Genomic DNA, 10978 nt, shown 5'->3' on the forward strand with positions numbered 1-10978 from the left:
GCACTGACCGAACCTGTCGTGTTCCGGGTCGACCCGGCCGACCCCGCGCCCGAACGTGATGACGTGCCGAACGAGTTCGCCGAACGCGGCGTTCTTGCATGGGCAGATACCTTCGCGAGCGTCTGATGTCCGGCACCGCGCTGGACCGCAACGCGATCATCATCGGCCTCCGTGATCTCGTCGTCGAGCTTCGTAATTCGGGTGAGGTGGCCGGCATCCGGCTCGTGGGCGGTGCGGCACTCGCCCTGTGCTACTTCGATCGGGGGACCACGCAGGACCTGGATGTCCTTCACGTCCGCCCCGGCTCGGACGATTCCGTCGCTGCCGCCGCCGAACGAGTCGCACTGAAGCATGGGTGGGACGCGAAGTGGCTGAACTTCGAGGTCACGAAGGCCGACGCCGTCCCGACCCTCGGCCGCGTCGTCGAGTGGGAGACAATTTACGATGAGGACGGCATCGTTTGACTAAAGCTCTCGTTGACGTCGGCTTCGAGTCCGCCGGTGAAAGCCCAGAGGGCCATCAGCACCGGTGGACCCGCGGCGATGCCACCATCGACGTCCTCATCGCAGAGCACGTCGGTGAGAAGGCCGCAGCACGACGAGGAGTCACAGGAGGCACCCCCCTGGAAGCCCGAGGATCCAACCGAGCAATCGAACGGGCTGAGCTGGTCACCGTCAACCATGATGAACGCCAGGCCCAGATCTGGCGGCCGAACCTTTTTGAGCTGACGCGGGGCTTCGACCTGAGGATGCCTGATCGCACGCCATCAGAGCCTGCTGGGGCGGTTCTCAAGATGATGTTAGCGTCGAAGTCGCCGATACCGTCAGGAGTTCCAATGACCGACGCCCTACCCGTCACTTTCACTGCAGGCGATGCTGGCCAGTGGAGTATTGATCGCATCATCGCGGTGACCGGTGACGGGCTCCCCGCCGCCGCGCGTCTGCTGATTCGCGAAGGAGCGGCAGAGGATGAATCATGGTCGTCGGGGTCATCGGCCACGGATGCCCCGGGGTGGACCCTGCGCGGCACCGTTAGTCATCAGCGTTACACGACCGCTGCCGAACTGGCCGAGCTGACGGCGCGGTCACCGGCTCTGGGCCGACCCGGCGCGACCGTCGCCTCCTTTATCCCCATCTCCAAGTCAAAGGAGTGGTGGGAACTGGCCCAAGACGAACGCCGGCAGATTTTCGAGGAAACCAGTCACCACATCCGACGTTCCATGAACTCGCTGCCAGCTGTGGCCCGGCGGCTCCATCACAGCCGTGATGGGGGTGGGCCGTTCGATTTTTTGACCTGGTTTGAGTACGCGCCCGAAAGTGTCGCGGATTTCGACGAGCTGCTCGATGAGTTGCGGAGCACCGAGGAATGGATCTTCGTCGAACGCGAGGTCGAGGTGCGCTTGTCGTTCGGTTCGCAGTGACGAGCGCCCCGATGCCGGTCAGTTAACCGCAGATGATGAGCAACGGGCGAGAATGTCCCTCCGGTTCTGGCCTTGGCGTGGTGTCCGGTGGCTGGGGCGTTGGTGGGTCGCTAGTTGCTCCGGGACGGTCCCAGTTCTGGAGCCGGCGGGGCTGCGGGCGGTGAGGCCACCCACCCGGACACAAAGTCATCGTCGTAGAGGGATTCCCAGCCGGGGTTCTTCGCTATGGGTATGTATGTCTGGGCGTGGGCGTCGGCGTTGAGCCAGTCGCCACCCCGCCCCCGGTTGTCGGCGATCTCGAGGGCGTACTCAAGCGCTCGGGAAGAGGGACGAATCTCAGCGTCGATATCGTCGGTGAGACCACGATCATGGATGTATCGAAGGGACAATGCGGCGCCTCCAATGAAGGAGACACCGGTGCTCAAACCGTCTCCCTGCAGACGTTGGATAAGGTCCCGGAGGTCACGTCCCGTATTCGAAGGCCTGAGCGTTGCGCCTGTTTTTCGCTGTGTCGAAGGACACGGAAGGCTGGCTGCAGATCTTGTCGGCGAAGTCGGGCACGTCTTCTCCGTCGACCGCGGGGCGGGCCTTGTCCGTCACGGTCTTGAGCAGTTCCCGCAGTGGACAGGTCTTGGTGGGGCTGGGGCCGAGGGCAGGGCAGCGCAGCACGACGCGGCCTTTCGCGTCGGGTTTCTCTCTGACGTGGAGTTGAAATGTTGTACGGCTCTTGATGCGCTCCCGGTAAGTCGCAGTGTCGATGATGTTGCCCAAGAGTTCCTTGGTCGCGTTTTGAAGCGGCTCAGGAGTGGCGGGGCAGTAGGTTCCGCCTTCTCTGAAGAAGGCGCCGTGGTCTCCACCTTGGGCGCCCAAGTGGTCGACGCGGTAGTCAGTGGATGGCGTGAATCCTTCGCTGAGTGCATCGTCATGGAGGCGGTCCGTCGTGGAGTTCGCCCAGTACTGCGTGTCGGCGTCTCCAACTCCAGGCGCCAACCCGAGGGCTTTGGTCGCCCTCATCAAGGAGACGGCTTCTTCGGCGACGCGGGCGTTGGGCAGGCTCATCGTTGCAGCGACGGCCAGTCCGGGAAGCCGGTGCTGCCCGGGGGTTTGGGAGTCGACGCGGACGACGATATTGATTTCCCGGCCCCACCGGAACTTTGCGAGTCCGGCTTTCTTGTTTGGAGTAGTGCTGTCGGTTTCCCCTGTGGGCGCGTCGATGCGTTCACCGGTCGTGACGTGCCAGCCGGCGAAGGCATCGACCGGACCAGGCTTGAGGGTACTCTGGCATCGCCCAGTCCGCTTGCACGTGGCGTGGAGGGATCGAGGCGTTCCAGGTCTCGCTCCAGCGCGGCGGACAACGCAGTCGTGAAGGTCGTCAGCACAATTCGTGGCGTCGGCTTCTCCGAGGCAAGGGCGTGAGCTCGATGAATGAGCACAACCGTCTTCCCTGTCCCGGCGCCACCGGAGAGGCAGAAGGCATTGTTGTAGGCCTTCGTAGCGAACACCCGCCAGGCGCCGAAGTCGCCTCCTTCGATCACGCGCCTTAGCTCCTCGTCGTTTTTCGATGAGTGCGAACTGCATGGGTGCCGAGCTACCAGCCGTACATTCATCCACCGAATTGCTCGAGGCGCGACAACATTCCACCGCGGATGCGCCATCCTATCTGTCCTGTGGCATCAAGATGCGGCCATCGGGGTCCTGCTACGCATGTGAGAACCGCGGGAGTACGAGTGGTTGCAGCTGAACCGTTCCGCGGAGGGCGTTGAGGTCATTGTTCGACAGTGGCAGCTTCGGTGGCACCAGGTGGGGTGGGTTCCCTTTAAACGGAACCGTTGCACCGCTCAGTGCCGATGGTCGCGAGAGCAGTGAGAGCGTGCGTAGCTGCTTCCTCTGAACTTGCGGGGCCGATTAGCCCGAGTAGCCGCCGCCTGTAGTCCTCGCCGAGTAACAGGCTGAAGAGTGCTTCGGCGCTTGAGGAGACTTCCTGACCCCATTCGGCCTGCATGAGGTTAGCGAGACGAGTGATGTGACGCAGGTCACCGTTCTCATAGAGGATTCTGGCCAACTCTGGGAATCTGAGCGACTCTGCGATCACCAGGCGGTGCAGCCCGATCATCTCGGCCGAGTGCAAGCGGAGGACGATTCGCGTCGCGAGCGACGCCAAGGTGTCGTGCGCCGGGATATCTCCGCTGACCGTAGCAGCCAGACGTCGTTGCATCTCGGTGAATACCCCGGCTTTGTTGCCGCAATAGCTGTAGAGAGTGCGCTTGGTGACGCGGGCTGCGGCGGCGAGCTGATCCATCGTGGTGTTGCCGAACCCGTGCTCGAGGAAGACCGGCAGCGCGGCCTCCAGAATCTGGGTGCGACGTTCCACACGCTCGATTTGGGTCGGTCGACCACGTTTGCGAACAGGGTGCGTGGTGTGCAGCGACTCCATGGTTGGCCCTTCTGCGCTCCGGATCTATGAATCGACGGTACTACGGCGATATAATGACACTAGTACGTATCATTTAATAGTAGACACCCTCCACCCCACAAGGGGAGAGGAAAAGGAGTTCTCCGATGACCGCTCACACGCGGATGCCGCGGAAACCGACCGCGCGCAAACCCGCCCCGACCGTGGAACCGCCAGCATCCCCGGCCCCCACCCCGTCGAGCACGCACGCCGGCCCTCCGGCGCCCGGCGACGACCAGTTGGTCGAGTTCTACCGCAGGATGATGCTCATCCGACGATTTGAGGAGCGCGCGGCCCGCGCATACACTCAGGCGCTCGTTGGCGGCTACTGCCACCTCAACCTCGGAGAGGAAGCGGCGGTCGTTGGCCTGATGGCGGCGCTGGAACCCACCGACTACCTCTTTACCAACTACCGCGAGCACGGCTACGCGATCGCCCGCGGCATTGACCCGAACCGGGTGATGGCTGAGCTCTTCGGCCGTGTTGACGGGGTCTCTAAGGGGTGGGGTGGATCCATGCACATGTTCGACATGGAGAAACGAATGCTCGGCGGCTACGGTATCGTCGGCGGCCAGCTTCCGCTGGCCACGGGTGCGGCTCTTGCTATCGACTACCGCGACGGCCAGGAGATCGTGCTCTGCACCATGGGCGACGGCACGACCAACATCGGCGCCTTCCATGAATCGCTCAACATTGCGGCGCTCTGGAACCTGCCGATCGTCTATGTCGTGATCAACAACCGCCTCGGCATGGCGACGACGGTCGATAAGGCCTCGGCGGAGCCGGAACTCTACAAGCGAGCATCCGCGTACCGGATGGCCTCGGAGCGCGTCGACGGGCTCGACCCGCTGGCCGTGTTCGAGGCGGCACAGCGTGCCGTGGTTTCCGCCCGGGCCGGCAAGCCGTTCCTGCTCGAGGTGATGACCGAGAGGCTGCGTGGGCATTCCGTGGTTGACCCGGCGAAGTACCGCACCGCCGAGGAGATGAGCCTGGTCAAGGAACGCGATCCCGTTCCAGCCTTCGCCGCACGGCTCCTCTCCGACGGGCTGCTCGATCACGAGGCCCTCATCGCCATCGACGAGCAGGCAACGGCCCGCGCGAGCGAGGCCGCGGCGTTCGCCGAGAACAGCTCGTTCCCCGACGTGTCGACGCTGTTCGACTACACCTACGCCACCCCGGTGCCCAACGACTCTCGCCGGCTGCCCGGCGAACCGCTCTACAAACCGGCACCTCTGCCCGAGCTAGGAACAAACCCATGAGCATCATGACTTACCGCCAAGCGCTGCACGACACGATCCGCGAGGAGATGCGGCGTGACGAAAACGTGTTCCTGATGGGCGAGGAGATCGGTCTCTTCGAGGGCGCATACAAGATCACGGCAGGCATGCTCGACGAGTTCGGAGAAAAGCGTGTGCGCGACACCGCGATCGCCGAGGAGGGCTTCACGGGCGCTGCGATCGGCGCGGCCATGCTCGGGTTGCGACCCGTGGTCGAGATCATGACGATCAACTTCTCCCTTCTTGCCCTCGACCAGATTGTCAACCACGCGGCCAAGATCTATGGCATGTTCGGCGGCCAGGCCAGGGTGCCCCTGGTTATTCGTACCCCGGGCGGTGGCGGGCAGCAGCTCGGCGCAACGCACTCTCAGAATATCGAGCTGTACTACGCCTTCGTGCCCGGAATGAAAGTCGTCGCCCCCAGCACGCCCGCGGACGCCAAGGCGCTCATGCTCGCCGCGATCCGAGACGATGACCCCGTACTATTCCTCGAAAACCTGTCCCTCTACAACACCAAGGGCGAGGTACCCGACGGCGATACCCCCGCGGTGATCGGTAAAGCCGCTGTTACCCGGCCTGGGCGTGACCTCACCCTCATCGGCTATTCACGGATGGCGTGGGTCGCCGCCCAGGTTGCCGAGCAGCTGGCGCACTCCGAGGGTCTCGATATCGAGGTGATCGACCTGCGCAGCCTGCGCCCCCTCGACCGCGAGACGATCGTGGAATCGGTCAAGAAGACCCATGCGGCCGTCGTGCTCGAAGATGACTGGCTCACCTACGGTATCGGCGCCGAAATCGCCGCGACTATCTCCGATGGAGCCTTCGACTATCTGGACGCGCCTGTGCGGCGGGTGGCGATGGCGGAGGTTCCCCTTCCCTACTCAAAACCACTGGAGACGGCCGCGTTGCCGTCAGCGGATGACGTCATCGGCGCCATCCGCCAGACTCTCGACGCCGTCGGCCACCGCCGCAACCCGATGGGTAACAACTCATGATCGAAATCACCATGCCCCGCCTCTCCGACACTATGGAAGAAGGCGCTATCGCGATCTGGCACAAGCAACCAGGCGACAGAGTCGAGATCGGCGACCTGCTCGTCGAGATCGAGACCGACAAAGCCACCATGGAATTCGAGGCCTACGAGGCCGGCACTCTGATCAAACAACTCGTGCCCGAGGGCGAGCAGGCCACGATCGGAACGCCGATTGCTTTACTCGACGATGGCAAGCAGGTAGCCCCGGCCACGGCCATCGCCGCGGTCGCCGCTCCCGCGGCCTCTGAACCCGCAGCCGTGCCGACTGCTCCCGAATCCCAGCCGATTCCGTCGACGACTGCGGTACAGGACGACGGCCCGCGATTGTTCGCATCTCCGCTCGTGCGCAAGCTGGCCCGTGAGAACAATCTCGACCTCAGCCAGTTGCGTGGCACCGGTCCCGGCGGCCGTATCATCCGTTCCGATACCGACGAACTGCTCGCCCACCCGGCTGCCGTGACTGCCGGCGCTGGCGAGCCAACCGCGCGCGACGAGGCACCCGGAGTGGCCGGTGCAACACCGCCGGCACCGGCCGGAGCGCCCGGCCCATCGGCCGAGCCCGTTCCGCCCGTCGATGACAAGCGCGGCTCCGACGCGGTTCCGCTCAGTAATATGCGCCGCGTCATCGCCCGACGCTTGGGAGAGAGCGCCCGGAACATTCCGCACTTCTATGTCACGGCGGTCGCCGATGCCGAGAACCTCGTTAACCTGCGCACCGAATTGAACGCGCAGCTCGTCGAAGCGGGCCGGCCGAAGATCAGCGTCAACGACCTACTGATTCGGGCCAGTGCGCTTGCATTGCGGGAGCATCCGCTAGTCAACGCGTCTTACATTGATGACGCCAGCGGCGAGATGCTTGTGCACAATCGGGTCAACGTCGGTGTGGCGGTTGCGTCCGAGAATGGGCTCGTCGTTCCCGTGATTGAGAACGCAGACCAGAAGACAGTCAGCCAGCTCGGAGCCGAGACCCGTCACCTCGTGTCGCTGGCGAATGCGAAGAAGCTCACTCCCGACCAGATGTCCGGTGGCACCTTCACGATCAGCAACCTCGGTATGTTCGGGGCCGAGCAGTTCACGGCGATCATCAATCCGCCCGAAGGCGCAATTCTCGCGGTCGGCGGCACGGCACGGGAGGCCGTCGTCGTTGGCGACGAGATTCTCCCGCGACACCGGATGCGTTACACGCTGTCCGCGGACCATCGCATCATCGACGGCGCCCTCGCCGCGCAGTTTCTACAAACGTTGACTCGTCTGATTGAGAACCCGTGGACGATCATTGCATGACCGGTAACTATCCAGACCGACAAGGAAGGAGGTGACGATATGCAAAAGGTTTCGTTGGCGGCACTCGCCCGGATTGAGCTGGAACTGGCGGTCCGCGCCCCGAGCGGGCGGAGCGCCAGAACGGTGTTCGGAGGTCACGAGCATCAGCTTCGGCAGACTTTGATGGCGTTACGCGCCGGAGAGAGTCTCTCGGAGCACGAGAATCCGGGAGAGGCGACTCTGCACGTGCTGGAGGGACGGGTGCTTCTGCGAGCGGGGGAAACATCATGGAATGGTTCGGCGGACGATCTGATGACCATCCCGGATGGGTTGCATTCGGTGGACGCCCTTGAGGACAGCGTGATCTTGCTTACTGTTGTCAAGAGACGGACACCTCAGGAAACGGTCGAGTCAAGCGCTAGCCGACCGAGCCGAGTCCCGTGGACAGGAAAGACCAGATAGGCGGGATGTCGTGGACCAGTGGCTTATATGGCGTTTCACCGAGTACTGACGATCGGTCACTCCACTCGTGATTTTGATGAAGTACTCGCGATGCTGCGTTCGAATGGGGTGACCGAACTGGTTGACGTGCGTTCGTTTCCGTCATCTCGAAAATTTCCGCAGTGGAACCAAAGCGCGATCAAAGACGCGCTACCCGCACATGTCGGGTACCGATGGATCCGGGAACTCGGCGGCCGCAGGCACACGCCGGCTGGTGTGACGAGTCCGAACACCGCGTGGCGGGTCAAGGCGTTCCGTGACTACGCCGACTACATGGCGACCGAGGAGTTCAGTTCCGGGCTTGCTGAATTGCTTCGGATCGCGAACGAGTCGGTGCCCGCGATCATGTGCAGCGAGGCCGTGCCGTGGCGGTGTCACCGGCGCCTGATCACCGACGCGCTCATCGTCGCGGGGTTGGAGGTATTCGACATAATGTCAATCACGTCGACCCGGCGCGCAAGTTTGACCGCGTTCGCGCGGGTGCAAGACGGAGAGATCAGCTATCCCGGATCGGGAGGAGAGTGAACATGGACGTGGCAGCGGAAGTTCGCACAGTCGTAGTGGCGCTCCCTACGGGTTGCGTCGCAACCTACGGTGAGATCAAGCGTGCACTCGGAATCGGCCCCCGGCAGGCAGACGACCGCGTTGATCTGGCCACGATCCACGCCGTGGGCACGGATGGTCATTAGTGAACGAGTTTGACGCGGTTAGACAATCCCTGGTCGACGACGAGGGCAATGCCACCATGCGGCAGCAAGGGTGGCAGCCCCTGTATACCGCGTCTGCCAACGCCAGGATCGTGGTGATTGGGCAGGCACCCGGGCGCAGGGCGCAGTCGAGCGGTGTGCCGTGGGACGATGCTAGCGGGAAGAATCTGATCGATTGGCTCGGTGTCACTGAGGAACAATTCCGAAATCCGAATCTGTTCTCCTTACTCCCGATGGATTTCTACTACCCAGGGGCGGGCCGTAGCGGAGATCTACCACCTCGGAAGGGTTTCGCCGATCGGTGGCATCCACCGCTGCTCGCACTGATGCCCGACATCCGGCTGACCCTTCTGATCGGCCGGTACGCACAGATGCGCTATCTGCCGTCGGCACGGCACGACACACTCACAGATACGGTGCGCAACTATCGGCGATTCATGCCGCAGCAGTTTCCGCTCGTGCACCCGTCGCCCTTGAATTTCCGGTGGAAGACGAAGAACCCGTGGTTCGCCACCGATGTGCTCCCAGAGCTGCGCACGCACGTCCGCGCCGCGCTCGACTATTCGGTCACGCGCGAGCTGTCGACGCAGTCTGGAAGGAACCCCGAGCACCCCGACAGGGAATGTGAGAATCGATGAAGCGAACGCATCACGTTTGCTTCAGTGCGCCGTCTTTGTGTATGGCGGTGTGATCTTGGCGCTGTCGCTCTAGCCACGGGGTGGCAACCCGTGTAAAAGCTCGGTGAAGACGTCGTCGGCATCATCCCACGTGGCGAGCGGGCCGGCTTGACCAGCCCATAGTGACACGAGGTCACCGATGTTGCGGCGGCTTGCGGCGGTGCGGAACTGCCCGGTGAGCCAATTCTGCACGGGGAAGGGCGCGATGTGTGTGGTGTCGGAATCAATGGTGCGGATGGCGCGGTTGGGTATTCCTCGAGCGAGCCGGCCGCTCATCGACCGGGTGAGGACTGTGCCGTGTGCCGGCGTGGACGTGATCGCCAACCGGTGCGCCTCGGTGGCGGCCGACTGGCGGGCGCAGAGAAACGCGGTGCCGACCTGGACGCCTGCGGCGCCGAGCGCGTGTGCGGCGGCCACCCCTCGACGGTCCGCGATGCCGCCTGCTGCGATGACTGGAACGGTAACAGCGTCGACGACCTGAGGTACCAGTGCGAATGTGCCCACGAGTGAGTCTTCGGCGGCGTCGATGAAGGACACACGGTGGCCGGCAGCCTCCGCCCCGGAGGCGATTACGGCATCAACGCCGCCGCGCTCCAACGCGATCGCTTCATCGACGGTTGTTGCGGTGCCGAGGATGACGATTCCGTAGCGGTGGGCGGCATCGACGATTTCGGCCGGCGGAACCCCGTAGACGAAACTGACCACCGCCGGGCGTGCTGTGAGAACCGCATCGATCTGCTCCGAAAACGACGGTAGGTATCGGTCCGGTCGTTGCGGTGGTTCGATGTCGAGTTCGACGAAGAGAGGTTTGAGGGCGTCGAGCGCTGCTGAGAATTCGGCGTGTGAGTCGGCGGGGGAGGGTTCGCCGGGAAGAGGCAGCCAGAGGTTCACGGCGAATGGGCTCGCTGTCAGGTGGCGCAGCTCCTGGATGGTCGAGAAGATGCGCTCTCCGCTGTACCCATAAAGTCCGTAAGACCCAAGACCACCCCGGTCGCTCACGAGACTAGTGAGTTGGATTGACGACAGGCCACCGAACGCGCCGAGAACGATCGGTGCTTGCACGCCGAGTAACTGAGTAAGTTTCTGTGTCACGGTTTCTCCCCTGGACGGACCCTACGTGTCAGGGTGAGTTGAGGCCAGTAGCTCAGAGCAAGTCCGCCGTTTGACGTAGGGCGAGAATCAGGAAGTCCCACCATGTCCAGCCCATCGTTGATCGCCGTGCGCGACGATAGTCCCATGAACAACAGCAGTCCCGGCCCGCGCGCGGGCGGCCCCACACCCCGGCGTTCGTTCACGCCGAAGCAGAAACTTGACCACCTCGCCGCCTACGAGGACGCCATCTCCCGCAACGGGGGCGGCGCGTATTTGCGGGAGCAGGGCATCTATTCCTCCCAGATCACGGAATGGCGAAAACTACGCGATGCCGGGGTGCTGCAGGGCAAGAAACCCGGGGAGAAGATCGGCCGGCTCACGCCCGAGCAGGCCGAGATCGCCCGGCTCCGCCGCCAACTTGAGCTAACCGAACGGCGCCTGGAAACGACGGGGGTGGCGTTGGAGATCATGTCAAAAATGCACGAGCTACTCGAAAATCTTTCGAAGAGCTCGCGGGACGAAACACCGCACACGAAACCGTGATGACTACCTACCG

11 protein-coding genes and 1 pseudogene are annotated in these 10978 nt (G+C 63.3%); 8 read left to right on the forward strand and 4 right to left on the reverse strand.

Annotated elements, in window-relative coordinates; translation table 11 throughout:
* Nucleotides 1–98: 98 nt before the first annotated feature.
* Both E3O18_RS10550 and E3O18_RS16595 read left to right on the forward strand, forming a co-directional pair.
* Nucleotides 99–464 carry a hypothetical protein gene (locus tag E3O18_RS10550; protein ID WP_134418074.1) on the forward strand — a complete coding sequence of 122 codons (366 nt, stop codon included), beginning with the start codon at nucleotides 99–101 and terminating at the stop codon, nucleotides 462–464.
* Complete coding sequence (locus E3O18_RS16595) at nucleotides 461–1420, forward strand: chlorite dismutase family protein (protein WP_241978173.1); 960 nt, start codon at nucleotides 461–463, stop codon at nucleotides 1418–1420. The genes E3O18_RS10550 and E3O18_RS16595 overlap by 4 nt, the downstream gene beginning before the upstream one ends.
* Nucleotides 1421–1530: 110 nt before the next feature.
* Here E3O18_RS16595 and E3O18_RS10560 read toward each other — a convergent pair whose 3' ends face one another.
* From E3O18_RS10560 to E3O18_RS10575, 3 genes are all read right to left on the reverse strand, one after another.
* Entirely contained in the window at nucleotides 1531–1845 is a 315-nt protein-coding gene (locus E3O18_RS10560) for a hypothetical protein (protein WP_134418075.1), read from the reverse strand.
* 37 nt (nucleotides 1846–1882) lie between these two features.
* Nucleotides 1883–2479, reverse strand: coding sequence for a hypothetical protein (locus E3O18_RS10565; protein WP_134394833.1), 597 nt, complete (start codon nucleotides 2477–2479; stop codon nucleotides 1883–1885).
* A 757-nt stretch (nucleotides 2480–3236) separates the two neighbouring features.
* The gene (locus E3O18_RS10575) at nucleotides 3237–3854 is read right to left on the reverse strand and encodes a TetR/AcrR family transcriptional regulator (protein WP_134394835.1); all 618 of its coding nucleotides are present in this window, start codon (nucleotides 3852–3854) and stop codon (nucleotides 3237–3239) included.
* Between the two features lie 125 nt (nucleotides 3855–3979).
* Here E3O18_RS10575 and pdhA point away from each other — a divergent pair, with 125 nt between their 5' ends.
* From pdhA to E3O18_RS10610, 5 genes are all read left to right on the forward strand, one after another.
* A complete protein-coding gene (gene pdhA / locus E3O18_RS10580; protein ID WP_134394836.1) occupies nucleotides 3980–5131 on the forward strand; it encodes a pyruvate dehydrogenase (acetyl-transferring) E1 component subunit alpha in 1152 nt (383 codons plus the stop codon).
* Entirely contained in the window at nucleotides 5128–6144 is a 1017-nt protein-coding gene (locus tag E3O18_RS10585; protein WP_134397328.1) for an alpha-ketoacid dehydrogenase subunit beta, read from the forward strand. The genes pdhA and E3O18_RS10585 overlap by 4 nt, the downstream gene beginning before the upstream one ends.
* On the forward strand, nucleotides 6141–7466 hold the full coding sequence (locus E3O18_RS10590) for a dihydrolipoamide acetyltransferase family protein (protein WP_174722117.1): 1326 nt from the start codon (nucleotides 6141–6143) through the stop codon (nucleotides 7464–7466). The genes E3O18_RS10585 and E3O18_RS10590 overlap by 4 nt, the downstream gene beginning before the upstream one ends.
* A 468-nt stretch (nucleotides 7467–7934) precedes the next feature.
* Nucleotides 7935–8471, forward strand: coding sequence for a DUF488 domain-containing protein (locus tag E3O18_RS10600; protein ID WP_134394840.1), 537 nt, complete (start codon nucleotides 7935–7937; stop codon nucleotides 8469–8471).
* Between the two features lie 163 nt (nucleotides 8472–8634).
* Nucleotides 8635–9291, forward strand: coding sequence for a uracil-DNA glycosylase family protein (locus tag E3O18_RS10610; protein ID WP_241978174.1), 657 nt, complete (start codon nucleotides 8635–8637; stop codon nucleotides 9289–9291).
* Between the two features lie 69 nt (nucleotides 9292–9360).
* Here the strand turns inward: E3O18_RS10610 and E3O18_RS10615 are convergent, their stop codons facing one another.
* Entirely contained in the window at nucleotides 9361–10422 is a 1062-nt protein-coding gene (locus E3O18_RS10615; RefSeq protein ID WP_134394838.1) for a DUF561 domain-containing protein, read from the reverse strand.
* A gap of 144 nt (nucleotides 10423–10566) precedes the next feature.
* Here E3O18_RS10615 and E3O18_RS10620 point away from each other — a divergent pair.
* Nucleotides 10567–10893, forward strand: a pseudogene (locus tag E3O18_RS10620) (IS3 family transposase); the annotation flags it as partial.
* Nucleotides 10894–10978: the final 85 nt, after the last annotated feature.

It is taken from the genome of Cryobacterium sp. TMT2-42-4, assembly GCF_004402645.1.
In the GTDB taxonomy this organism is placed as follows: domain Bacteria; phylum Actinomycetota; class Actinomycetes; order Actinomycetales; family Microbacteriaceae; genus Cryobacterium; species Cryobacterium sandaracinum.